Consider the following 22,506-nt stretch of genomic DNA (forward strand, 5'->3'; position numbering starts at 1 on the left):
TCTATGTCAGGTCGACCTCATCGCGGCCGCCCCTGCAATCAGGTCACGCCTGCGGTTGCGGCTCCAGGCCGGGATCCGGATCGGGACGCGGCCGTGGCTTGCCTGCGGGCGGCACGGCCGAGGCGCGCGGCGTCGACGGCTCGACCGCCGACTCGCGGTTCGGCTTCTTGCCCTTCAACAGGTCGTTGATCTCCTCGCCGGTCAGCGTCTCGTATTCGAGCAGCGCCTGGGCAATCGCCTCCCAGTGCTCACGCTTCTCGGTGATGATGCGGCGCGCCTCGAGTTCGCCGGCCTCGATCAGGCCGCGGATTTCGGAGTCGATCAGGCGGGCGGTATCGTCCGAGATGTTGGTCGAGCGCGCCACCGAATGACCCAGGAAGACCTCCTGCTCATTGCTCTGGTAGCGCACACGGCCGAGCTTGTCGGACATGCCCCATTCCATGACCATCGCGCGCGCGAGGTTGGTGGCCTGCTGAATGTCGCCGGTCGCGCCGTTGGTCACCTTCTCTGCACCGAACTTCTGCACCTCGGCCTCGCGGCCGCCGAACATCATGGCCAGCTTGGAGACGCACCATTCCCGCGTATGGGAGTGACGGTCGGCCTCAGGCAGCGACTGCACCATGCCGAGCGCACGGCCACGCGGAATGATGGTGGCCTTGTGGATCGGGTCGTGGCTCGGGACGTTGAGGCCGACGATCGCATGGCCCGCCTCGTGATAGGCGGTCAGCATCTTCTCTTCCTCGGTCATGACCATCGAGCGGCGCTCGGCGCCCATCAGCACCTTGTCCTTGGCTTCCTCGAACTCGGACTGCGTCACCATCCGCTTGTTGCGGCGGGCGGCGGTCAGCGCGGCCTCGTTGACGAGGTTCATCAGGTCGGCGCCCGAGAAGCCAGGCGTGCCGCGGGCGATGGTCTTGAGGTTGACGTCCGGCGCCAGCGGCACCTTGCGGACGTGAACCTTGAGGATCTGCTCGCGGCCCATGATGTCCGGGTTGGAGACCACGACCTGGCGGTCGAAGCGGCCCGGGCGCATCAAGGCCGGATCGAGCACGTCGGGACGGTTGGTGGCGGCGATCAGGATCACGCCCTCATTGGCCTCGAAGCCGTCCATCTCGACCAGCAGCTGGTTGAGGGTCTGCTCGCGCTCGTCATTGCCGCCGCCGAGGCCGGCGCCGCGATGGCGGCCGACCGCGTCGATTTCGTCGATGAAGATGATGCAGGGCGCGTTCTTCTTGGCCTGCTCGAACATGTCGCGGACGCGGCTCGCGCCGACGCCGACGAACATCTCGACGAAGTCAGAGCCGGAGATGGTGAAGAACGGCACGTTGGCTTCGCCCGCGACCGCACGCGCGATCAGGGTCTTGCCGGTGCCGGGGGGGCCGACGAGCAGCACGCCGCGCGGAATGCGGCCGCCGAGGCGCTGGAATTTGCCGGGATCGCGGAGAAACTCGACGATTTCCTGCAGGTCCTGCTTGGCCTCGTCGACACCGGCGACGTCCTCGAAGGTGACGCGGCCATGCGCCTCCGTCAGCATCTTGGCGCGCGACTTGCCGAAGCCCATCGCCTTGCCGGCGCCGCCCTGCATCTGCCGCGACAGGAAGATCCAGACGCCGATCAGCGCAATGAATGGCAGCCAGGACACCAGCAGCGACACGAACCACGGCACGTTGTCACCCGGCGGCTTCGCCGTGATCGAGACCTTGCCGTTGTACAGGCGCGTCACGAGCGAAGGATCGTTCGGGGCGTAGGTCTGGAACGACGAGCCGTTCTTGAAGGTGCCGTGGATCTCCGGGCCCTGGATCACGACGTCGCGCACATTGCCCTGATCGACTTCGGTCAGGAGCTGCGAGAACGAGATGTCGGTCGAGGACGCACGTTGACCCGGATTCTGGAAGAGTGTGAACAGCGCCAACAGCAATAGGACAATAATGACCCAAAGGGCGAAATTGCGCAGATTGGCGTTCATCGATTTTCCTTCGTGGTCGCGCGGATCGCGGCCGTCTATCCTCGGACTCATCCCTGGGTAGCCACGAGGAATCCCCCGGTCAACCGCCACGTAATCTAGGTACCACCCGCACCAATGCCAAGGGAACCAGACAGGACTATTTATCGCATCCTAGCCCGATTCCCGCTCAAAAAATGGCCGAGGAAAGCGCCGCCGACGCAGGTGGTTAAGGGTCCTCGACAGCGTTGCGCCGCATCAAGTCCCGCGTCGCCGCCGAGGCGGTGCGGGCGCGATGCGGATCGCCTCTCTCGTCAGGCTTACCAGCGCACCAGCAAGCGTCTGTTTTAGCCGTCCCGGGCCGGCCATACCACCATCTGCGATCCCCGCAAGAGTCCGGTCCAGGCGATCGAGCAGCGCCTCCGCCTTGCCGAGTTCCACCGGCCCTTCCGTCCCAACGCGGTTGATGGCGCGCATCAGCAGCCTCAGCCTGATTTCCGCTGGGAGTGCGACAAAGGCGCGCGGCTCGAAGCTGTCTCCATCGTCAGCCGGATTGGCCGGTCCGCGGCTGGCTGCAAGCAGCGCGAGATATCGTTCGGCGCCGTCCGTCATCAGCTCGATGGCGGTATTGGCCCGTGCGAGCCGCGCGGCCAGCGTCGCCAGCGTCCGTGCATCGCCGCCTTCGGCGGCGAGAGCCGGCATCAGGACGCGCAGGCGGGGCCGGGTAAAGGTCGGATCGCGATTGGTCGGATCGTCAGCAAATGGGACGCCGGCGGACTGGAGCGTCGCAACCAGCCGGGCCTTGGGAATCTCCAGCAACGGACGGGCCAGCAGCAGCCCCTCGCGCCGGCTGACCGGCGCCATCGCCGCGAGCCCGACGATGCCGCTGCCGCGCAGGAGCCGCATCAAGACCGTCTCGGCCTGGTCGTCGCGGGTGTGAGCCGTGACCACGTGGCTGGCGCTGGCTTGGCGGGCCGCGCGTGCCAGCAGGCCGTATCTTGCCACACGTGCCGCCTCGGGAATTCCGGCTTCCGGCTTCTCATCCCGCCATCGCAAGGTCCGGTGCAGAACGTCGAGCCGGCGCGCGGTCTCTTTCACCAGCCGCGCCTCACGCGCGGAGTCGCGCCGCAAGCCGTGATCGACGGTGATGGCGACGAGACGGGGACCCATCGGACGTGCCCCCCGCCAGCGCGCCGCCAGCCACATCAGCGCCATCGAGTCCGGCCCGCCCGAGACGGCGAGCACGAGCGCGGCTTCATCCGCGAACGGCGCGAACAGGCGCTCCGCTTCGGCGGCGGAGACAGGCAGATCGTCCTCGGAGCGTCTGTTCGACATGGCGTGGCAGAGACTACCCGCCCCGCCGATCTCACGCGAGAGCCCTAGGCTCCCCGCGCGCTCAGCACTTCACCCGCTTCTGCTCGCGGTCGACCGTGGCCTTCACGCCTGCAGCGGCGCGCGGATATTTGCGCGCAATCTCGCCGAAGGCCGCGCAGGCAGCCTCCTTCTCCTTCAGCGCCGCCAGCGACTGGCCAAGCCGCAGCAGCGCGTCAGGCGCCTTCGACGACTTCTCGTGTTTCGTCGTCACCGCCAGGAAGACTTCGGCGGCGTCGCGATATTGCTGACGCTGGTAGAAGCTTTCGCCGAGCCAGTATTGGGCGTCGCCGATCATCGGGTCGTTCGGATATTTCTGCGTGAAGCTGCGCATCGTCTGCTCTGCCAGCGCGTAGTCGCGGCGCTGCATGTAGCCGATGCCGAGGTCGTATTCGTCACGCGGCGTCTGCGTCGGCGGCGCGGTCGCAAGTCCGCCCGGTGCGGCAGCCGCAGGCGGGCTTTGCTCGGAACGCCCGCCGCGGCCGGCGGAGAGATTCACCGGATCGCCGGCGGCCCGGCCGGGCGGCTGCCCCCCACCGCCCTGAACCGGCAGCTGGCCGCCGCCCAGCGCCTGCGGCGCGCCCGGCGCAGTCGGGTTCTGATTGGGGTCGAACGCATCGCCGCGGCGCCGACCGCCGGTGCCCGCAGCCGGCTGGTCCGACACGATCGGGGCCGGGGCAGCGCCCTGCGGCTGCGCATAGGCCGGCTGCTGCTGCGGATAGGGCTGCTGCGACTGACCGTATTGGGGCTGGCCATAGGCCGGCTGAGCCGGCTGGCCATATGACGGGCTGGTCTGTGCAGGCGGCGGCGCTGCCGCGGTCGGCTGCGCCGCGGCCGGCGCGCCGTTCTGCAACTGCCGCAACCGCTCTTCCAGCTGGCGATTGCGATACTGCAGCTCCTCGTTCTGACCGGTGAGCTGCCGGAGCTGATTTTCCAACCGCTGGATCCGGATTTCCGGGTCGTCGTCGTCAGCCTGGGCGAAAGCCAGCGACGACATTGCCAGCGAAGAGATCATGACGAGCGCGGCAAGAACTGCGGCGGCGCTGCTTGGAAGAAACTTGAATGACATGCTGCCCTGACGACCGGATCGGCGAGAGGTTGGAAAATCTGCCTCGTGAGTGAGGCTGTACGTCAGATTTGGAACAGAGACAAATGACGTTCAAGCGAACAACAAACAAAGAAGCCGACGTCGATCAACGACGCCGGCTTCTTCAAAGACGAGTTTGTTCAGGTTTATGAACTGGCGTTCAGCACCGTCACCGCACGTCGGTTCTGCGACCAGCACGAGATATCGTTACAGACCGCGACCGGCCGTTCCTTGCCGTAGGAGATCGTGCGCATCCGGCCCTGGTCGATGCCACGAGAGGCCAGGAAGTTGCGCACCGACTGGGCGCGGCGCGCGCCGAGCGCGATGTTGTATTCGCGGGTGCCGCGCTCGTCGGCGTGCCCCTCGACGGTGAATGTATAGCGCGGATAGCTCTGCAGCCACTGCGCCTGCTTCTCCAGCGTCGCGATCGCCTGCGGCGTGAGATCGGTCTGATCGCTTTCGAAGAAGACGCGATCGCCGACATTCACCACGAAGTCCTGCTGGCTGCCTGGAGTCGCAGCGCTGGCCATCGCACCATCAGCTCCGGTGAGGTTCTTGTTGGCGCAAGCACCCATCGACAGCGCGACCGCAAACACAGCGGCCAGCTTCAATCCCTGGAGGATACGCATCTGATATTTCATTCCCGGAGCCTCCACGCTCACGTTCTTAGACTGCCATCCGGTCTACAGGGCGATGGTTAAGCGAACGTTCCGTCAACCTTGATGCGGACTTGCCGAACCCGCTCAAATGCTAACGAAACCCGAAAAAGCGACCGCGATGGTTAATGGGTTGTAAATGTGGCACCAGGGTGAAGGCAAGCGGTGCAGCGCCCGCATGGGGGCGCTTTTTCGCTGATTTTGGCACCAAAGCCACGGATCGAACGGCCGCACGGGCCGGACCGGGCGCAACGCCGGCGGCGCGGTCAGCCCGCGCGCGAGACCGGGTGAATCCTGAACGAATCAGTGAAGGCATCGGGCGACGGCCGGTCGAACAGCATACGCCGTTCGAAGGCGCTGGAGCGCATGAAGGGAAAACGCTGGAACACCCGGTCGCGGATCGAGGGATAATGCGCCGCCACCAGGCCCACCGGCTTGGTCAGACCGGAGTAGAGCCGCGGCTCGCCCCACGGTTCCTGGAGAAACACCTTCTTGTAGAAGGCGCGATGTTCCGGCCGGACATTCGCGAGACCTATGTCGGCGTTGAAATGGGCACACGCGACATAGCCGAGCCGTACCGTCACATAGGGCAGCGCCGGAAACAGCCGTGCCTTGTCGTGGTCGGCGACGAAGCGGGTGGGATCGACGATGACCTTGCCGCGGTCGAGTTCCGGATGCAGCAGATCAACGAACATGTCCGACGACAACGACTTGCGCCATTGCGAGTTCAGCACGCTGATGCGGATCGAGCTGTAGAGCTCGCCATCGAGATAGACGCCGAAGATGAAGCTGTTGGGAAGATCGTCATATTCGTCGGTGACCCGTTCACTAGCCGACGGGAGGATGGCCCCTTCGCGCAAATAGGCGCGGTAGCGCAGACGATAGATCTCATCCTTGTCTTCAGCGGTCAGAGCCAGACGATAATCCACGTTTTCGAGCGCATCCGACTTCTGTTCAGGAACGGCAGTCACTCTAGCCGCCGACTTCATTCGCAACCCCTTCTCACACAACTCCTACGAGCAGCGCGAGCTTAACAGTTCGTTAATTCCGATGCAAAGCTTTCGCCGGTACAAAGTTAACGGCACGTAGAATCCCGGTGCTACAACCGTAGCTTACCGGGTACGCCATCGCATCGCATGGATCGCCTCGGATCACTTGCGTGCCAATTCGAAACGAAATCGCGTGGTATACGCGCGGCCCTGCCCGTCGATGATACGACGTGCGGTTGTCCTGCACGGGTGCGGGGCGCAGCCATGCCAGGGCGTCGCGGCGGTCGCGCTCAGGCGATCGAGCGCACCTGCCCGATTGCAGTGCCGGGCTCTTCGGTCGAACGCCGGCCGTGTGAGGCGTTCAGGAGCTGGCGGATCCGCACCGCGGGCACCGGCCGGCTGAACAGATAGCCCTGTGCCTCGGTGACGGTGCCGTCGACGCTGACGAGCTCCAGCTGCTCGTTGGTCTCGATGCCCTCGACAACGACCGACATGCCGAGATCGGCGGACAGCCGCGCGACACCGCGCAGCAGGGTCAGCGGCCGATCACTATCGATGCCCTCCAGGAAGGAGCGATCGATCTTGACCTTTTCCAGCGGGAAGTTGTGCAGATAGCTGAGGCTGGAATAGCCGGTGCCGAAATCGTCAAGCGAGATGCGGACGCCGAGCATGTGCAGCTGCGACAGCACGTCATGCGTCAATTGCGTGTTGCGCAGGAGCGACGATTCCGTGATCTCGATCTCGAGACGGTGCGGCGGAAGTCCGGAGACTTCGAGCGCGTAACGGACCTCGCTCAGGACGTCGCGCTGATGGAATTGCTGCGGGGAGAAATTGACCGCGACACTCACCGCCTCCGGCCACTTCATGCATTCGAGGCAGGCCTTGCGCAGGATCCAGCGGCCGAGATCGACGATCAGGCCCATGTCCTCGGCGACCGGGATGATGTCGACGGGCGAGACGGTGCCACGGACCGGATGATTCCAGCGCAGCAATGCCTCGCAGGTGGAGATCTTGCCGGACTTCAGGTTGACCAGCGGCTGGTAGAACAGCTCGAACTCCTCGTTCGCGAGCGCCTTGCGCAGGTCGAGCTCGAGGATCCGGCGCGCCTCGACGGTCTGGGCAAGCTCGTCGCGGAAGAAGCAGAAGGTGCCGCGTCCCTCGGCCTTGGCCCGGTAGAGCGCCATGTCGGCGTTCTTCAGCAGCGTGTCGGCGCTGATTCCGGGCGCGGTCATCGCGATGCCGACGCTGGCGCCGATCTCGACCAGGTGATTGTCGATCTTGTAGCGTTCGCTCAGCTGGTCGACGATGCGGCGTGCGAGCACGGCGGCGTCGTCGTTGGAACGGATATTGCGCTGGAACACGACGAACTCATCGCCGCCGAACCGCGCAACGTAGTCCTCCGGCCGCAGCATGTCGCGCAGCCGTTCGGAGACCGCGCAGAGCAGCTGGTCGCCGCAGGGATGGCCGAGCGTGTCATTGACCTGCTTGAACCGGTCGAGATCAACGAACAGCAGCGCCGACAGCTCGCCGTTCCGCTGCGGGATCTTGAGCAGGCGCTCGATCTCGTCGCGGAAGCTGACGCGGTTCGGCAATGTCGTGAGCTCGTCGTAGCGCGCAAGATGCGAGATTCGCGCCTCGGCGTGCCGGCGCTCGGTGATGTCCTCGAGCAGCACCACCGCGCCGCCGTCCGCCATCGGCTGGAAGGTCCAGGACAGCGACCGGTCGCGCACCACGTCCGGGTCGCTGGTGATGATGTTGTGGGTCTTGGTATTCTCGATCTCCGAGAGGATCATTCGGCCGCTGGAGGCCGAGATCGATCCCGAGATCACGCAGCCGTTGATGATGTCGGCCGCCCTGCCGCCACGCTGCAGAATGTCGTCCGGCAGGCTCATCATCTCGCCGAAGCGATGGTTCATGACGGCGAGGCGCCCGTCGGGGCGGAACATGCACAGGCCGTGCGGCATGTTGTTCAGCGCCGTGTCGAACTGCCTCGCCAGGGCGGCCTCGCCCTCACGTGCCACGAAGGCCTGAACGAAGATCCGCTGCAGGTTCGTCGAGATGTGCTTCAGCGACAGGAAGAAGAGCACGCAGAACGCCGCCATTCCCATGTAATAGGGACTGCCGTTCATCGCGAGAACCAGCGCGAGCGGTCCGCAGGCGAGCAGGATCTGAACGTGGAAGATCCAGGGCCGACCATAGGTGCGGCCGGCGCCAGCCGACATATAGCAGAGTGTCACCGCGATCACGATCAGGTGCACCACGGGGTCGCTGTTGTCGACCACGGCGACGACACACCAGACTCCGAGCACGAGCGCATAGATCATCGCGCCGACCTGGTAGCGAATCTCCCAGCGCGCGACCGCCTCCTGCGTCAGCCGGCCGCTGTCGCACAGGCGCCGGTAGTAGCGCATGTCGATCGAGCGAAACGCGCCGGCGACGATCAGCATCGCGGCACATGGCCAGAGATTGACGTCGCCGCTCTTGATAGCGGTCATGACAGCCGCGATCGCCGCGCACAGTGCGCCAGCAAACATCGGGCCGGGATCCTGGAAGAGAGAGTCGACGAGCGCCGCCTGGATTGCAGGCGACAACTTTCGATCGTCTTCTCCGTTCTGACTGGCAAGCTGCATTCGTGCGCACGCGTCCTGTTCGGTGCGTACTATTACCGTTTGCAGGTGAAGCCTTTCTGAGGGAACATCGTTAGCGCATCGTTGCGGCAACCGCGAAGGGCGGAAATATCCTCGAAAATTCAGAGAACTAGGCAAACACTACCCAGTTCCTGCAACGAATGGTTCCATTTTTTCCGACAACACGCATTGCGCGACCTCGAAAACCGTATGCATCACTGCGTGAGCGGACCGCAGCGGGCGCCGCTCTCACTCAGGACAACAGCGGCGACCAGGCCGGGTCCGAAGCGTAGCCGGGCGTCGGAACCTTCTGCTCGAAGCGGCCGGACACGTCGATCGTATAGAGGGATGGTCCGGCGGTGCCGCCGGGGTCCTTGAAGAACATCAGCACGCGGCCGTTTGGCGCGAAGGTCGGCCCTTCATTATGGAAGCCGGAGGTGAGAATGCGCTCGCCCGAGCCGTCCGTCTTCATGATGCCGATCGAGAACTGGCCGCCGCCCTGCTTGGTGAAGGCAATGTAGTCGCCGCGCGGCGACCACACCGGCGTCGAGTAGCTGCCCTCGCCGAACGAAATGCGCTGCGCGCTGCCGCCATTGGCGGACATCACGTAGATCTGCGGCTTGCCGCCGCGATCCGACTCGAAGCAGAGCTGGCTGCCGTCGGGCGAATAGCAGGGCGAGGTGTCGATCGCCGGCGTATCGGTCAGTCGCGTGGTCGAGCGCGAGCGCAGGTCCATCACGAACAGATTGGAGTTGCCGCCCTGCTGCAGGCTCAGGATGATGCGCTGGCCATCCGGCGAGAACCGCGGCGAGAACGACATGCCCGGGAAGTTGCCGACGATCTCGCGCTGGCCGGTCTCGATGTTGAACAGATAGACCTTCGGGTCGCCCTGCCCGAACTCCATGTAGGTGATTTCCTGGCTCGACGGCGAGAACCGCGGCGTCAGCACGAGGTCGGCACCGCGGGTGAGATAGCGGACGTTGGCGCCGTCCTGGTCCATCAGCGCGAGACGCTTGACGCGGCGATCCGACGGACCGGTCTCGTCGACGAACACGACCCGGCTGTCGAAATAGCCCTTCTCGCTGGTCATCGCGGTGTAGATCTGGTCGGAGATGATGTGGGCGATGCGCCGCCAGTATTCCGGCGCCGTGACATATTGCTGCCCTGTGCGCTGCTGCCCGGACACCGCATCCCAGAGCCGGAACTCGGCCTTCAGCCGTCCGTCCGGTTGCCGCGTGGCGCGACCGGTGACCAGCCCCTGGATGTTGAGCGGCTTCCAGCTGGCAAATTGCGGCGGAGCGTCGAAATTGCTGATGCGCTCGGGAAACGCGGCCGGGTCGACCGGCGCGAACAGGCCGCTGCGCTTGAGGTTGTTGTTGATGACTTGGGCGATGCCGTTAGCGACGTCGGCATCACCCGCGCCACCCGGCACGAAAGGCGGGATCGCGATCGGGATCGGCGCGAATTCGCCAGCCGGGATCGGCACCCGCGTCTGCGCCATTGCTGAACGCATGGAGCCAAGTCCTGCTGCGCCCAGCGCAACCGCTCCGGCAATCAACTGACGCCGGGTGGGTCGGAGGATCGGGCTATGCGGCTCAGCTTGATCGGTCATCGAGAGAATTCGCTTCATGAGGACAACTAACCCTAGCTAGCCGCGTCGGTCATCGGCGTTGAACGCGGGTTGAAAATACTTCCATTCGTCGAAAAACGCCGGTGGAAGATTGTAGGGCTGACAGGCAACGATCGCTCGCAATGCGCTTTCCTGATAAGCGCGCAGAAACGGCGTATCAGTTGCTCCAACAGGAACCGGCGCACCTTCGAGACTACCGTCGCGGCGCAGCCTGATGTTGAAGAGGACGACCGGCTTGGCATCGACACTCGAGTACGGCGGCTTCCAGCATCGGTCGACCTGAGAGCGGAACATGGCTCCCCAACTCGCCGAATTGTCCTCGGCCATCCCCCGCATGTTTCCCGCCTGTGCGTTGGCATTCAGCTCCGTCCCGGTCACCGACTGCCGGGTCGGGTCCTTCTGATTGATCAGGTTCGCCATCTTCTCCACGTCGAACTTCCGTTCGCTCTTGTGCTTCGGCGGCTCTGGAGGCGCGGCGGCCTGCTGCGGCTTCGCCGGCTGCTTCGCCTTCTCCTTGTTCAGCACATTCGCGATCTGGTCCGGATTGAACGCGTCAGGCTTCTTCTCCTCCGGCTTCGGCTTTTCCGCGGGCGCAGGCTTGGGCGGCTCCGGCTTGGTCTCAGCCACCGGCTTCGGCGGATCCGGCTGCTTCTCGACGGGCTTCGGCGGGTCGGGCCTCTTCTCGACCGGCTTCTCCGGCTTGGGCTGCGGCGTCGGCGCGGCATCGGTCTCGGTGACCGGCTTGGGATCGACCTTGCCGACGATGTCCTCGGTCGGCTTCTTCTCGCCGATCTTGTCGGCCAGCAGCTTCGTGGCTTCCTTCTTGCCGGTCAGAGCACCTGCCTTGGCCTTCGACGTGTTGTCCTCCGAGATGACGTCGACCGGCACCAGATCCTCCGGCGGCACCACCATCGAACGTGCGGAGAAACTGAACAGACCCCAGCACAGCACAAGCACGTGCAGAGCGACGGACAGGACCGTGCCCTTGCGCGAGCGGACGAACCGGGTGAGGTCCGAGAACGTCATGAGCCCTGTTCCGGCAGCACGACGATGCTGGCGCGGTAGCCGGCGTCACGTGCGAGCCCCAGCACCTTCATCATGTCGGAATAGCAGGCGTCCCGATCGCCGCGGATCTTGACGACGTTGTCGCCGCTGGCGGTGTTGGCCTCCTTGATCGCCTTGATCTTGGGGCCGAGCTCGTTGATCGCGATCTGCGTCTCGCCGAGATAGACGTCGACCTTGGAGGCGCAGCCGCCGCCGGTCTTCTTCACGGTCACCTCGAGCGGCGGCTTGGCATCGGCCGTCGAGGCCGAGCCACCTTGGGCCTGCGGTAAATCGACCTGGATGTTCACGGTGAGCAGCGGTGCGGCGACCATGAAGATGATCAGCAGCACCAGCATGACGTCGACCATCGGCGTGACGTTGATCTCCGCCATCACCGCCGCCTTGCGCCGACCGCGGCGGCCACCGCCGCCGGAGGCGCTTCCCGTGCTCATGCCCATGGTCTGGTACTCACGATCCGGACGCCACTATACCTGTCCTCATCCCCGCTCGTCGATCTGACGGGACAGGATGGCCGAAAATTCATCTGCGAAGCCTTCCAGCCGCTGCGCCTGTCGGTTCACCTCGGAAGTGAACTTGTTGTAGAAAATCGTCGCCGGAATGGCCGCGATCAGGCCGATTGCCGTGGCGAACAGCGCCTCCGCGATGCCCGGCGCGACCACCGCCAGCGAGGTGTTCTTCGACGCCGCGATCGCCTGGAAGCTCGTCATGATGCCCCAGACCGTGCCGAACAGGCCGACGAAGGGGCCGGCCGAGCCGACCGTCGCGAGCACCAGCAGACGGCGTTCCAGCCGCTCGACCTCGCGCGCGATGGAGACGTTCATCACCTTTTCGATCCGCATCTGGAGGCCGGCGAAGGACCGCGCATGGCCCTCGAAGGAGCGCTTCCACTCCCGCATCGCCGCCACGAAGCAGGCCGCCATGGATTGCGTCGGCTTCGCCGACAGCACCCGATACAGTTCCTCGATCGATTCCCCGGACCAGAACGCCTGTTCGAACCGGTCCATCGCGCGGCGCGTCCGCGAATACAGGAACATCTTGTCGATCGCGATCGCCCAGACCCAGATCGAACACGAGATCAGGCCAAGCATGATGATCCGAACTACCCAACCGGCGTTGCCGAACAGATCGATCAGGGATAGGCCGGTGCTATCGCCAGGCGTCATCCGCAGTATCCTCTCAACCAACCATCCCGGTACTCCCGGGACCATGCAGCCGCCGTTCCACGGCAGACGCCGTCGCGGCGGAAAGCGCCTGCGCGAGAAAAACCTGTCTTGATCGCTTTAAGAGGCCCGCCGAAGCCATAAGCGGCCTGCATCCTCTGCCAACGTGTCAAAACAAGGGCTCTTGGCGCGCGTAAGCGCCCCTTAACCAAACCCCCTTCGCAGTTAAGGCGGGGTTACCGCGGAGTTTTGCGGAGGTCAAAGGTGTCGGCGGGACAGCCAGATAGAGCCTTTGTGATCAGGCCCTTGGCCAATTGGTCGCCGGAGAGCCAGCGGCGAGCTGCCGCAGGGGCGCCCACCAGAACGCAAGACGCCCGCCAGCGGGAACCGCAGGCGGGCGTCTCGTGCCGTCAGGGCTGGGGCTGAAAGCCCTGCGGCGTCAGGTCGTGGCCGGTCAGCTCTGCGGCTGATCGCTCGGCGGCGTCGCCGGGCGCGGCTTGTGCTGGGCCATGAACGCGTCGAACTCTTCCTTGTCCTTGGCGTGGCGCAGGCGTGTCAGGAAGTCACGGAACTCCTGCTGCTCCTCCTCGAGCCGCCGCAGGGTCTCCATGCGGTACTCGTCGAAGGCGCGATTGCCGCTCGTCGACGACGGCGCGGAGAACCCGAAGCCGAAGCCCCTGCGCTCCATCCGGTCACGCATGCGGTCCATCTTCCACTGCATCCGTTCCATCTTGTTCTGCCAGCGGTCCCCGCCGTTCCAGCACGCCATCTTTCTGCTCCCGAGTGTGAAAAAGAGAAGGGCAAGTCCGATCGGCCACCAAATGATGAAGCCGAGCACGGTCACGGCGATCCAGCCGGGGTGCCAGGGCGACTCCAGCATCTGTGGCCGGGATCTCCCCTCCTCCTCCGGACCGCGCCATCGATTGACATCTGCGGTGTAGGCCATCTCCCTCTCCATTCGCGGCGCCATGCCGTGTGAATGTAAATAACATTCACATAGCTAGCTCAACCCGGGATTTTGTCAAGGCGACCGCCTGACGCGTCGCTCGAATTATTTTTGGCTGTCGTTTGAACCTTATTTCGGCCGGCCCCAGGGCCCCGCCGGCTTCTCGTCGTCCGGCAGCGGCGGCGGCTCGGCGGCCGCGGCCGGCGCGGGCCGGCGGTCGGTCGGGAAGCCGAGCCCGCGCAGATAGATCAGCACCTCGGCTTCCAGCAGCTCCTCGGGCGACATCGGCAGCTTGCGCCGGGCGGCGTCGCCGCGCGCGAACAGCGAGGCGATGCCGTGGGCCATCGACCAGATGTGCAGCGCCATCATCAGCGCCGGCGGCCGCGGCACGCCCGGCGGCGCCAGCGCTGCCAGCCGCTCGGCTGCGGCGCGGATCACGCCGAAGGCCCGCTCACCGGCGGCGAGCAGGCCGGCCGTAGAGTCGGCCGCTATGCCGGATTCGAACATTGCCGAATAGAACGCCGGCTCCTCGCGGGCGAAGGCGAGATAGGCCTTGCCGACGCGTTCGAAGGCGGTGACCGTGTCCGGACGGCCGTCGTCCCAGGCCGCCGACAATCGCGCCTCGAACTGCTCGAAGCCACGCTGGGCGATGCTGGACAGCAGCTCGTCGCGGTCGCGGAAGTGGCGGTACGGCGCGGCTGGGCTGACCCCGGCCATGCGCGCGGCGTCGGCGAAGGTAAAGCCGGCGGCCCCCTTCTGCGCGATCAGGTCAAGCGCCGCCTGCAGCAGCGCTTCCTTGAGGTTGCCGTGATGATAGCCGCGCTCGGCGCGGCGCTCTTCCTTGCGCCAGCTCATGTGAAGGGCTTTTACATGAGCCAAGTGAAAAGAGGCCAGAGACTTTTCGAAAGTCCCCAACAGGCGCGAAGAGTTCCCTTCACGTAGCGCCGCGGCGCTCAGGACTCCCTCTGACGCGCCTGCGTCGATCGGATCCGCAGTCGCGCAGCCGGCTCACTCGCATTTCCAGAGGTCGACCAGCCCCGCCGCAAATATAGTTGACTAGGAAATCAAACCCATTTAGTTTCCTAGTCAATAATCTGGCGATCGCATGACCCTTGTCTCAGACCTGACCGATCACACCGGCTTCTGGATGCGGATGGTGTCGAACGCCGTGTCGCAGGAATTCGCGCGAAAAGTAGCCGCCGAAGGGGTCACGGTTGCGGAATGGTCGTTTATGCGGGCGCTCTACGATCAAGACCCGATGCCCCCCTCCGTTCTCGCCGACAGGATGGGCCTGACCAAGGGCGCCGTCAGCAAGCTTGCGGATCGGCTTCTGACCAAAGGTCTGATCGAGCGGACGGAGAACCCACGAGACAAGCGCGCCCATCGCCTCTCCTTGACGGGCGACGGAAGGGTCAAGGTGCCCGCGCTGGCCGCGCTGGCCGACGAGAATGACGCCACTTATTTCGGGGTGCTGAGCAAGAGCGAGCACGACACGCTCAACCGCATCCTGAGGGCCCTCGCCGAACGACGCGGCCTCAAGACGACCCCGGTGGACTGAACACCCCTCAACTCATCGACAGAGAAGGATGCCGACATGGACGCGGACCGGATTGCCATTGCCAAGACCTGCCTCGATGCTGCCCACGACGGAAGCCTGAGCTTTCCGGAGATCGTCGGCAGGCTGATCGCTGCCGGCTTCGAGAGCTACACCGTCGACTATCGCTGCAACACCCAGACCTGCTACCTGCCCGACGGCGACCATCTGACACTCCCGATGCCGCCATCAGCCGGACGCGTTGCATCTGCCTTTGATGCCCATGAACTCGAGCGCCTGGTGCGATGGGCGCAGGCAAGTCCCGCCGACTACACCTACGTCGCCTTCTGCGAGAAAGCGAAAGCTGCCGGCTGCGCGGGTTACCTCGTGTCTTTCCTGGGCCGCCGCGTGGTGTATTTCGGCCGCACCGCCGAGACGCATGTCGAGCACTTTCCCGCTTGACGTCGTGACGGCCCACGAGCGGCGGATAGCTGACACCGACGCCAGATGCCGGCTCGCCAGAGCCCGGCCTGAAACGCGGGATCGCGCGGCAGAAGCCGCGCGTCCTCGCGCACCGAAACTAACCGCCTGGAACCGGCAGCACCGGCATGATCTCGACCCGCTCGCCGGGAAAGATCGCAAAGTGCGGATGGTTCACGAACATCTTGGCGGCATCCTCGTGCGAGGCTGCGAGGACCACCGTGAATGCGCCCATCTCGTTGGCGATGTCATTGACGCCACCCTTGTCGACCCGCTTGGTCTTGCCGAGCGGCCCGCCCATGCTGACGATCGCATCCTTGTATTTGTCGACCCAGGCGTGCCAGGCGGCCATGCCCTGCTGTCCCCGGGCATTGCGCTCGGCCTCCGACAGCGCTTCCCAGGCCTGCCAGGCCGAACCGGTCTTGCTGCCGAGAAAGACGGCGAGATAGGCGTTGCTGTTGTCGCTCATTGCAGTTCCCTCTTGCTGAAGTTGGATTGATCAGGCGCGGCCGGCACGCGGAAGCTCGGCGAAGCCGGCCGCGGCCTTCTGCACCTCGTCCGAAAAGTCGGCCATCTCCTGGACCTGGCGGATCTCGATGATCTCGTTGTCGGAGGCCGGGCATTGCTTCGCCCAGGCAACCGCCTCCTCGCGCGAGGCGACCTCGATCATCCAATAGCCGCCGAGCACCTCCTTGGCCTCCGCGAACGGGCCGTCGGTCACGACGGGCTTGCCGCCGGCGAACGAGACCCGCGCGCCCATCGACGGCGGATGCAGTCCGTCCAGTGTGATCAGCACGCCGGCATCCTTGAGCGCCTCGTTGTAGCGCATCATCGCCGCGACCCGTTCCGGATCGAGCTCGACGTCCGGCGGCGCGCTCTCGTAGCCAAGCGGGATCATCAGCATCATGAATCGCATCGTGCGTGCTCCTCTCCAGATTCTTTTTCGATCAGCTCTTCGCGGCCCGCGCGCGCAGCCGCTCGACCCGCTCACGCAGCTCCGGCGCGACCGTCTCGCCGAAATCCTCAGGCGCATAGACCTGCCGGATCTCGATCTGGCCGCTCGGGAACGGCGCACGTTGCATGTGCTCGATCACCTCGTCGAGCGAGCCGGCCTTGATCATCCAGAAACCGGCGGCGAGATCGCCAGAAAAGTCGAACGGGCCGCGCGCGACGTGGGCCTGTCCGTCCGAGAAATCGATCCGCGCGCCCTTGGCCGTTGGATGCAGGCCCTCCCCGGCCTCCATCATGCCGGCCTTGACCAGCTCTTCGTTGAACCGGCCCATGGCCGCAAATTCCTCGGTGCTCGGCAAGATGCCGGCTTCCGTATCCTTGGTCGCCTTTACGATCACCATGAACCGCATGGTCGCTCTCCCTGATGCTCTCAGGCGGAACTGGCCCGCCCTCGACAGTAAGACGATCCGATTGCGGTACCGCCGACACAGCCCTGCAATTATTTTGCAGGGCTGCCGGCTCAGCCCTGCGCCTGCGGGAACATGTGGAAATATGGCTCGGCCTCAGCGAGGACGCGCGCGACGGATGGCCGCGCCTTGAGCCGGTCGAGATAGGCCGGCACGGCATCGAGATCGTCGCCGAACGGCTCGACCTTCGCGGCATAGAACAGCGCCGGCAGGGCAGCACAATCGGCCAGGGTGAACCGGTCGCCCATCGCCCAGCCGCCCTGCGCCAGCTCGGCCTCGAGCATGGCATAAGACGTGCGCAGCCGCCTCCGTGCGTCCGCGACCCCGAACGGATCGCGCGCATCCGCCGGACGCAGCCGGTCGCCGACGATGGTCTGCGTCGGCAAGTGGACGTAGAGATCGAGCAAGCGGTCGCGCAAGCGCGTCTGCAGCGCCAGATCGGCATCATCCGGAATGAAGCGCGTCGCGCCGCGATGATGCTGATCGAGATATTCGATGATGATGCTCGACTCCGGAATCGTGCGCTGTCGGGCGTCGTCACGCAGCACCGGAAACTTGCCGACCGGCCACAGTTTCAGGAACACGGCGCGCTCGTCCGCATCGCCGAGATTGACGAGCTTCGGCGTGAACGGAATGTCGTTCTCGTACAGCGCGATGAGCACCTTCCAGCAGAACGACGACAGCGGGTGATAGTAGAGGGTGAGGGACATGCTCGCTCCGGATTGGCTTGAGTAACAACACGTTCAATAGAGCCCGAATTCGCGCGTCGCGAAGGCTGCGCTCCCTCTCCCCGTTCTTCACGGGGAGAGGGTTGGGGTGAGGGGCAGTCGCCCGGATGGTCTTCGTGGTGAGACGTGTACCCCCTCACCTGGATTGCATCTTGCGATGCAATCCGACCTCTCCCCGCAAGCGGGGCGAGGTGCACCGAGCGAGCCGCGAGATATGCGCTCACGCGTTTCGCACGGGGACATAACGCACGATCACGACGCGTTCGAGAGCGCCCGGCTGTCGATCAGCTTGAGCCTCACCGCTCGCCCCGGCTTGAACAGCGGCATTCCACCCCCGAGCACGCGCGGGTTGATACCGATCCGGAACTCGTCGATCAGATCGTGCGCGATGAGAGTCCCGGCGAGGTCGGCGCTGCCGAACAGGAACAGATCCTTGGCGCTGTCGCGCTTGAGCCTGTTGACCTCGGTCGCGAGCTCCGGGCCCAGCAGATGCGCGTTCGACCATTCGAGGTGGGAGAGCGTGCGCGAGGCGACATATTTCGGCGCGCCGTTCATGAAGTCGGCAATGACGCCGTTCGCTGTCGGCCAGTACCCCGCCATCAGGTCGTAGGTCAGCCGGCCGAACAGCAGGCCACCTGCCTCCTCCAGCTGGGCCTCGGACAGCTGCTCCAGCTCCGGGCCCCACACATCCTCATGCCATGAAATGTCCCCGCCCGGGCCCGTGACCATCCCGTCGAGCGTCATCAGGTTCCACATCACCAGCCGCGCCATCGCGCCACCTCCTTGACTGCTTGTGTTTTGCAACCAGTTGGAAGATGCAGAGACCGGTGCAATATTGCAAGCGGTTTATTCGCCACGACCGACCATGGAATCCCGATGTCCGACGTCCAGCGCTCCGGCTGCCCGATCAACCTCACGCTCGAGGTGGTCGGCGACAAATGGAGCCTTCTGATCATCCGCGACATGATGTTCGGAAACCGCCGGCACTATCGCGAGCTGCTCGGCAAGTCCGAGGAAGGCATCTCCTCGAACATTCTGGCCGACCGGCTGAAGACGCTGCTCGAGGCCCGCATCATCAGCCGCGAGGATGATCCGAGCCACAAGCAGAAGGGTATCTACTCCCTGACCGAGCAGGGCATCGAGCTGTTGCCGATTCTCGCGCAGATGGCCGGCTGGGGTTACAAATATCTGCCCGTTTCGGAGGAGCTCGGCATCCGCGCAAGACTGCTGACGGAAGGCGGTCCGAAGATGTGGGCCGAATTCATGGATGAGTTGCGCGAGATCCACCTCGGCGTGCAAAAGCGCAGGAAGGCCGGACCGAGCGTCGGCGAGCGACTGCGGGCGGCTTATGAGAAGGTGGTCGCCAGCAAGAAAGCCGCGGCGGGCAAAACGTGATCCTACGCCGGACACACGACGGGGATCGTACGGCCCGCGCCGCTCCGCATCAGAACCGCGTGTTGTCGGCTCTGTAGCGCGATGATCTGCGCGGAGCCCGTTCAGGGACCTGCTCCAGTTGCGCGATCGGCCGGCGGTAGGTCTCGGCGCGACGCAGCCAACCTGCCTCCCAGACGCGGTTGGAGGGCAGATTGCGAACCCGCTGCTGCAGCACGACCTGCACCGCTTCGGAATATTCCGCAAGCACGGCCTTGGGCTCGGTGATGGTGCCGTTCATCTTGAGCAGCACTTGCTTGAGACCCCAGCCCTGGCGCTGCCCCGTCTCCTTGTCGACGGCAGTCTCGGAGGGATTGGTGCCCTCACCCTTGAAGTTGATGTAGTCGATCAGCGGATAGAGATCCTCCGACGCGCGCACGACGCGCGAATATTGCGCGACGATGTGCTCGCGCTCAGCGCTGTCGGGCGTGTTGGCGAGGATCTTGTCCATCGCACCTTGCGCACGCGCCACCAGGAACTGCGTCTGCTCCGCCATCGTGTCTAGCAGGAATTGCCGCAACTGCCGCATCTGCGGCGAATTGAAATTCCGCTTGAAGTCGGCACGGCTGGTCCATGGGCATGCCGGGATCGGCGTCTTGTCGAGCCACGACGGAAGCGGCGTCTTGCCCTTGCGCAAGAATGTGATCAGCCCAGGAAAGCCTTCCTCGAACGGCGGCTTTGCGGTGGTCGGGTACCAGATGAAATGGCCGATGCCGAGCGAGGCGAATTCTTCACCCGCATTCCACGAGGTGATCGCGTCGCGCCGGCCGCCAGCTTCGTTGAGCCAGATCTTGCGGCCGATCATCTGCGCCACATCGGCCGGCAGCATCCGTTGCGGCACCGACAGATTCTTCGTGTCCTTGGCATCGCGCCCTGGATTGCGCGCGTCGCCCTTGCGCTCGGTCGCAACCGGCTTCGACGGCTCGGTTGACGGCACCACCACCTTCAGACCGGGCGTCTGCACCTCTGCCGGGCGTCCGACCGTCTCAGGCTCTGTTTTCGGTGGCTGGGGCGGCGGGGCGACATCGCGCGCAGCCTGCTCGGCCTCTGCGGGCTTCGCAGCAACCGTGCCGTCCGCCCACGCGCTCCCGTTCGCCGCCAGACCGAGGACGACGCAGGACAGAAGCAGTGCCTGACGTGCGCGCGCCAGGCCGGCCGGCCCGCGCGACAGCGCCTGCCGCTCCATGCTTCGGGAGACGGATGTGATTCGCTGGCTGATGAATTGACCGCCCATGTCGATTCTACCGAGACTCTGACTTTATGTTACCAGTTCAGGATTCGTCCAAGAGCAGGACCAGACCGCACGGCACGACGGGCAAATCAGCTGGCGGCGCGACGATCGCATGACACACGGAATGCGCTCCTGGAGGCGTCGGCGCAGCCACGAATTCGCTGCGGCAAAGAGGCTTTTTCGTGAAGACTTTCAAGTCGATCACCCTTGTCCAGTCCTTCCCGTAAAAATATTCTTCTTTCGTTTTTACCGAATTTATGCTTTCTTAACCACATCCTGTTCCCGACCGAGAGGGACGTTTCGCGGTCGTCACGAACGTGGGGAGCGGGGTGCGGTGGACGCGTCGATGTTGCAGCGTGGAGCATGATTCGGAACCGGAGGCCGTTGACGCGCATTGCGCCACAGCTTTCCGACAAGATCATGCTCATATGTGGACACGCAGACGAACAACGCGGCGCGTACGGCGAAATCGTGTGGTCCTGGCATCCCGATGCTGATGCCGTGTCCGATGCATGCGCGCATTGTGACGGAAACGGGGGCAAGACAGCCGGTCCCCGGGGAGAGCGCGTATAAGCCGTCAGACCATCGTGCAGGGAAGGCCGGGATGTCCCAGCCGAACCTGTGGTTCCTGCCCCGTGCATTTTTTCGCACGGGGGCCATGGGGGCGGCGAGCTCCCGGTCTTCCCTGCGCCCTCCGGCCAGCGAGGGACACGAAATCAAGCAAAACTCGGGCGCTGCTGCGCCGCGAGAACGCGAACCGATGCGTCACTTACTACTTTTGGTTGTTTGACAAGGGCCCTGAACTTCGTTGCCCTCCCCCTGTTCGCGGATCTGCCGATTGAACGCACACTGACAATTGTGACGGCCTTCACAGCTGTTCCACGCCGTGCGTGTTAGGACGACGATATATTGACGATATACTAAAGAGCCGGGCCGCCGGCCGGAGGAGTCGACTGCCGTGACGGAATCATCGACGACGGTGTTGAACGAAAAGGTCGCGCTGATCACTGGGGCGGCGCGCGGCATCGGGCTTGCGACCGCCAAGAGATTCCTCGACGAGGGCTGGCGCGTGGCCCTGCTCGACATCGAAAAGAATCTGCTGGACGACGCGACGTCCGCTCTCAACTGTTCCGAGCGGACGCTGGCGCTGCATTGCGACGTCTCCGATGCGGCGATGGTGGCAGACGCGCTGGAAAGTCTCACAAACCGGTTCGGCCGCCTCGATGCGCTGGTCAACAATGCCGGCGTTGCACGCTTCGCGCCGATCATGGAAACCAGCGAAACCGACTGGCAGCGCATCCTCGACGTCAATCTGACGGGGCCGTTTCTATGCACGCGGGCCGCGGTGCCCCTGATGCGCGAGCATGGCGGCGCCATCGTCAACATCACATCGATTTCGGCCGTGCGCGCCTCCACGCTGCGCTCGGCCTACGGCACCAGCAAGGCGGCGCTCGCGCATCTGACCAAGCAGCTTGCGGTCGAGCTCGCGTCCGCCGGCATCCGCGTCAACGCCGTGGCGCCCGGGCCGGTCGAGACGGCGATGGCCAAGGCGGTGCACACGCCGGAGATCCGCGCCGACTATCACGACGCCATTCCGCTCAACCGCTACGGCCTTGAAGAGGAGCTGGCGGAAGCCATCTTCTTCCTCAGCTCCGAGCGATCGAGCTACATTACAGGCCAGGTCCTGGCCGTGGACGGCGGCTTCGATGCCGCCGGAATCGGACTGCCGACCTTGCGTGGTCAACGCGGGAACGCATGAGACGATGCCGAGCCGGATGCGCATCATCCTGACCTTGCTGCTCGCGGTCGCGCTGTGGGTGATCGCGACGATGCTGGCGCGCGCCGACGTCCGCATCATCTCCTCGCCCGGCGGCGAGGTCGGGCCGTTCCTCGAACTGTTCGAGAAGGTGCGCGCCTCCGGCGAGCGCGTGATCATCGACGGCCCATGCCTGTCGGCCTGCACGCTGGTGCTGAGCGTCGTGCCGGAGGATCGCATCTGCGTGACGCGGCGAGCCACCCTCGGCTTCCACGCCGCACGCTCGGTCGATCGGCGCGGCCGCACGTATGCGGAGCCGGAGGCTTCGCAGATCGTGCTGCGCACCTACCCGGCGCCGGTGCGCAGCTGGATCGAGCACCGCGGCGGACTGACGTCGCGGCTTCTCGTGCTGCGTGGACGCGACCTGAAGGCGATGTACGCGTCGTGCCGATAGC

The 22,506-nt window shown here is 64.8% G+C and carries 22 protein-coding genes and 1 pseudogene; 5 read left to right on the top strand and 18 right to left on the bottom strand.

Translation table 11 applies throughout. The features are described from left to right. Nucleotides 1-43: 43 nt before the first annotated feature. From ftsH to LQG66_RS18935, 12 genes are all read right to left on the bottom strand, one after another. Nucleotides 44-1,966 carry an ATP-dependent zinc metalloprotease FtsH gene (ftsH, locus tag LQG66_RS18880; protein WP_231317197.1) on the bottom strand — a complete coding sequence of 641 codons (1,923 nt, stop codon included), beginning with the start codon at nucleotides 1,964-1,966 and terminating at the stop codon, nucleotides 44-46. Between the two features lie 234 nt (nucleotides 1,967-2,200). Continuing rightward, on the bottom strand, nucleotides 2,201-3,277 hold the full coding sequence (gene tilS / locus LQG66_RS18885; protein ID WP_231317198.1) for a tRNA lysidine(34) synthetase TilS: 1,077 nt from the start codon (nucleotides 3,275-3,277) through the stop codon (nucleotides 2,201-2,203). A 61-nt stretch (nucleotides 3,278-3,338) separates the two neighbouring features. Then, nucleotides 3,339-4,382 carry a tol-pal system protein YbgF gene (gene ybgF, locus LQG66_RS18890; RefSeq protein ID WP_231317199.1) on the bottom strand — a complete coding sequence of 348 codons (1,044 nt, stop codon included), beginning with the start codon at nucleotides 4,380-4,382 and terminating at the stop codon, nucleotides 3,339-3,341. A 164-nt stretch (nucleotides 4,383-4,546) separates the two neighbouring features. After that, nucleotides 4,547-5,041: a peptidoglycan-associated lipoprotein Pal gene (pal, locus tag LQG66_RS18895; protein ID WP_231317200.1), complete on the bottom strand. Its 495-nt coding sequence runs from the start codon at nucleotides 5,039-5,041 to the stop codon at nucleotides 4,547-4,549. Between the two features lie 281 nt (nucleotides 5,042-5,322). Then, entirely contained in the window at nucleotides 5,323-6,045 is a 723-nt protein-coding gene (locus tag LQG66_RS18900) for an N-acyl amino acid synthase FeeM domain-containing protein (RefSeq protein ID WP_231317201.1), read from the bottom strand. A 290-nt stretch (nucleotides 6,046-6,335) separates the two neighbouring features. Further along, on the bottom strand, nucleotides 6,336-8,675 hold the full coding sequence (locus LQG66_RS18905) for a putative bifunctional diguanylate cyclase/phosphodiesterase (protein WP_231317202.1): 2,340 nt from the start codon (nucleotides 8,673-8,675) through the stop codon (nucleotides 6,336-6,338). Between the two features lie 250 nt (nucleotides 8,676-8,925). Beyond that, nucleotides 8,926-10,284, bottom strand: coding sequence for a Tol-Pal system beta propeller repeat protein TolB (gene tolB, locus LQG66_RS18910; RefSeq protein ID WP_231317203.1), 1,359 nt, complete (start codon nucleotides 10,282-10,284; stop codon nucleotides 8,926-8,928). A 36-nt stretch (nucleotides 10,285-10,320) separates the two neighbouring features. Next, nucleotides 10,321-11,328 carry a cell envelope integrity TolA family protein gene (locus tag LQG66_RS18915; RefSeq protein ID WP_231317204.1) on the bottom strand — a complete coding sequence of 336 codons (1,008 nt, stop codon included), beginning with the start codon at nucleotides 11,326-11,328 and terminating at the stop codon, nucleotides 10,321-10,323. Continuing rightward, on the bottom strand, nucleotides 11,325-11,804 hold the full coding sequence (locus LQG66_RS18920; RefSeq protein WP_231317205.1) for a biopolymer transporter ExbD: 480 nt from the start codon (nucleotides 11,802-11,804) through the stop codon (nucleotides 11,325-11,327). The genes LQG66_RS18915 and LQG66_RS18920 overlap by 4 nt, the downstream gene beginning before the upstream one ends. 39 nt (nucleotides 11,805-11,843) lie before the next feature. Then, a complete protein-coding gene (gene tolQ / locus LQG66_RS18925) occupies nucleotides 11,844-12,530 on the bottom strand; it encodes a protein TolQ (RefSeq protein ID WP_231317206.1) in 687 nt (228 codons plus the stop codon). Nucleotides 12,531-12,981: 451 nt separating this feature from the next. After that, nucleotides 12,982-13,473 carry a DUF2852 domain-containing protein gene (locus LQG66_RS18930; RefSeq protein ID WP_231317207.1) on the bottom strand — a complete coding sequence of 164 codons (492 nt, stop codon included), beginning with the start codon at nucleotides 13,471-13,473 and terminating at the stop codon, nucleotides 12,982-12,984. A 129-nt stretch (nucleotides 13,474-13,602) separates the two neighbouring features. Continuing rightward, nucleotides 13,603-14,328: a TetR/AcrR family transcriptional regulator gene (locus LQG66_RS18935; protein WP_231317208.1), complete on the bottom strand. Its 726-nt coding sequence runs from the start codon at nucleotides 14,326-14,328 to the stop codon at nucleotides 13,603-13,605. 250 nt (nucleotides 14,329-14,578) lie between these two features. Here LQG66_RS18935 and LQG66_RS18940 point away from each other — a divergent pair, with 250 nt between their 5' ends. Further along, on the top strand, nucleotides 14,579-15,031 hold the full coding sequence (locus LQG66_RS18940) for a MarR family winged helix-turn-helix transcriptional regulator (RefSeq protein WP_231317209.1): 453 nt from the start codon (nucleotides 14,579-14,581) through the stop codon (nucleotides 15,029-15,031). Nucleotides 15,032-15,067: 36 nt separating this feature from the next. Then, entirely contained in the window at nucleotides 15,068-15,469 is a 402-nt protein-coding gene (locus LQG66_RS18945; RefSeq protein WP_231317210.1) for a DUF1398 domain-containing protein, read from the top strand. A 118-nt stretch (nucleotides 15,470-15,587) separates the two neighbouring features. Here the strand turns inward: LQG66_RS18945 and LQG66_RS18950 are convergent, their stop codons facing one another. The 5 genes and pseudogenes from LQG66_RS18950 to LQG66_RS18970 all read right to left on the bottom strand — a co-directional run bounded on the left by LQG66_RS18950 (nucleotide 15,588) and on the right by LQG66_RS18970 (nucleotide 18,404). Next, nucleotides 15,588-15,956: a YciI family protein gene (locus LQG66_RS18950; RefSeq protein ID WP_231317211.1), complete on the bottom strand. Its 369-nt coding sequence runs from the start codon at nucleotides 15,954-15,956 to the stop codon at nucleotides 15,588-15,590. A gap of 30 nt (nucleotides 15,957-15,986) precedes the next feature. Continuing rightward, the gene (locus LQG66_RS18955) at nucleotides 15,987-16,403 is read right to left on the bottom strand and encodes a YciI family protein (protein ID WP_231317212.1); all 417 of its coding nucleotides are present in this window, start codon (nucleotides 16,401-16,403) and stop codon (nucleotides 15,987-15,989) included. 31 nt (nucleotides 16,404-16,434) lie between these two features. Beyond that, complete coding sequence (locus tag LQG66_RS18960; protein ID WP_231317213.1) at nucleotides 16,435-16,848, bottom strand: YciI family protein; 414 nt, start codon at nucleotides 16,846-16,848, stop codon at nucleotides 16,435-16,437. Nucleotides 16,849-16,958: 110 nt separating this feature from the next. Next, nucleotides 16,959-17,615, bottom strand: a complete 657-nt coding sequence (locus LQG66_RS18965) for a glutathione S-transferase family protein (protein ID WP_231317214.1) — start codon at nucleotides 17,613-17,615, stop codon at nucleotides 16,959-16,961. A 238-nt stretch (nucleotides 17,616-17,853) separates the two neighbouring features. After that, nucleotides 17,854-18,404: pseudogene (locus tag LQG66_RS18970) on the bottom strand (dihydrofolate reductase family protein). A 105-nt stretch (nucleotides 18,405-18,509) separates the two neighbouring features. On the opposite strand from LQG66_RS18970, the gene LQG66_RS18975 reads away from it, so the two are divergent. Further along, complete coding sequence (locus LQG66_RS18975; RefSeq protein WP_231317216.1) at nucleotides 18,510-19,028, top strand: winged helix-turn-helix transcriptional regulator; 519 nt, start codon at nucleotides 18,510-18,512, stop codon at nucleotides 19,026-19,028. A gap of 49 nt (nucleotides 19,029-19,077) precedes the next feature. Here the strand turns inward: LQG66_RS18975 and LQG66_RS18980 are convergent, their stop codons facing one another. Then, entirely contained in the window at nucleotides 19,078-20,298 is a 1,221-nt protein-coding gene (locus LQG66_RS18980) for a hypothetical protein (RefSeq protein WP_231317217.1), read from the bottom strand. 955 nt (nucleotides 20,299-21,253) lie between these two features. Between LQG66_RS18980 and LQG66_RS18985 the strand changes: the two genes are divergently transcribed. Continuing rightward, nucleotides 21,254-22,054 (top strand): SDR family NAD(P)-dependent oxidoreductase, encoded by an 801-nt coding sequence (locus tag LQG66_RS18985; protein WP_231317218.1) that lies wholly within the window; start codon nucleotides 21,254-21,256, stop codon nucleotides 22,052-22,054. Nucleotides 22,055-22,058: 4 nt separating this feature from the next. Next, complete coding sequence (locus LQG66_RS18990; protein WP_231317219.1) at nucleotides 22,059-22,505, top strand: hypothetical protein; 447 nt, start codon at nucleotides 22,059-22,061, stop codon at nucleotides 22,503-22,505. Nucleotide 22,506: the final 1 nt, after the last annotated feature.

It is taken from the genome of Bradyrhizobium ontarionense, from assembly GCF_021088345.1.
Lineage (GTDB): Bacteria > Pseudomonadota > Alphaproteobacteria > Rhizobiales > Xanthobacteraceae > Bradyrhizobium > Bradyrhizobium ontarionense.

What these genes read in the sequence shown, in the direction of transcription:
- ftsH (WP_231317197.1), bottom strand. Translation starts at nt 1,966, where the DNA reads ATGAACGCCAATCTGCGCAATTTCGCCCTTTGGGTCATTATTGTCCTA.
- tilS (WP_231317198.1), bottom strand. Translation starts at nt 3,277, where the DNA reads ATGTCGAACAGACGCTCCGAGGACGATCTGCCTGTCTCCGCCGCCGAA.
- ybgF (WP_231317199.1), bottom strand. Translation starts at nt 4,382, where the DNA reads ATGTCATTCAAGTTTCTTCCAAGCAGCGCCGCCGCAGTTCTTGCCGCG.
- pal (WP_231317200.1), bottom strand. Translation starts at nt 5,041, where the DNA reads ATGAAATATCAGATGCGTATCCTCCAGGGATTGAAGCTGGCCGCTGTG.
- LQG66_RS18900 (WP_231317201.1), bottom strand. Translation starts at nt 6,045, where the DNA reads ATGAAGTCGGCGGCTAGAGTGACTGCCGTTCCTGAACAGAAGTCGGAT.
- LQG66_RS18905 (WP_231317202.1), bottom strand. Translation starts at nt 8,675, where the DNA reads ATGCAGCTTGCCAGTCAGAACGGAGAAGACGATCGAAAGTTGTCGCCT.
- tolB (WP_231317203.1), bottom strand. Translation starts at nt 10,284, where the DNA reads ATGACCGATCAAGCTGAGCCGCATAGCCCGATCCTCCGACCCACCCGG.
- LQG66_RS18915 (WP_231317204.1), bottom strand. Translation starts at nt 11,328, where the DNA reads ATGACGTTCTCGGACCTCACCCGGTTCGTCCGCTCGCGCAAGGGCACG.
- LQG66_RS18920 (WP_231317205.1), bottom strand. Translation starts at nt 11,804, where the DNA reads ATGGGCATGAGCACGGGAAGCGCCTCCGGCGGCGGTGGCCGCCGCGGT.
- tolQ (WP_231317206.1), bottom strand. Translation starts at nt 12,530, where the DNA reads ATGACGCCTGGCGATAGCACCGGCCTATCCCTGATCGATCTGTTCGGC.
- LQG66_RS18930 (WP_231317207.1), bottom strand. Translation starts at nt 13,473, where the DNA reads ATGGCCTACACCGCAGATGTCAATCGATGGCGCGGTCCGGAGGAGGAG.
- LQG66_RS18935 (WP_231317208.1), bottom strand. Translation starts at nt 14,328, where the DNA reads ATGAGCTGGCGCAAGGAAGAGCGCCGCGCCGAGCGCGGCTATCATCAC.
- LQG66_RS18940 (WP_231317209.1), top strand. Translation starts at nt 14,579, where the DNA reads ATGACCCTTGTCTCAGACCTGACCGATCACACCGGCTTCTGGATGCGG.
- LQG66_RS18945 (WP_231317210.1), top strand. Translation starts at nt 15,068, where the DNA reads ATGGACGCGGACCGGATTGCCATTGCCAAGACCTGCCTCGATGCTGCC.
- LQG66_RS18950 (WP_231317211.1), bottom strand. Translation starts at nt 15,956, where the DNA reads ATGAGCGACAACAGCAACGCCTATCTCGCCGTCTTTCTCGGCAGCAAG.
- LQG66_RS18955 (WP_231317212.1), bottom strand. Translation starts at nt 16,403, where the DNA reads ATGCGATTCATGATGCTGATGATCCCGCTTGGCTACGAGAGCGCGCCG.
- LQG66_RS18960 (WP_231317213.1), bottom strand. Translation starts at nt 16,848, where the DNA reads ATGCGGTTCATGGTGATCGTAAAGGCGACCAAGGATACGGAAGCCGGC.
- LQG66_RS18965 (WP_231317214.1), bottom strand. Translation starts at nt 17,615, where the DNA reads ATGTCCCTCACCCTCTACTATCACCCGCTGTCGTCGTTCTGCTGGAAG.
- LQG66_RS18975 (WP_231317216.1), top strand. Translation starts at nt 18,510, where the DNA reads ATGTCCGACGTCCAGCGCTCCGGCTGCCCGATCAACCTCACGCTCGAG.
- LQG66_RS18980 (WP_231317217.1), bottom strand. Translation starts at nt 20,298, where the DNA reads ATGGGCGGTCAATTCATCAGCCAGCGAATCACATCCGTCTCCCGAAGC.
- LQG66_RS18990 (WP_231317219.1), top strand. Translation starts at nt 22,059, where the DNA reads ATGCCGAGCCGGATGCGCATCATCCTGACCTTGCTGCTCGCGGTCGCG.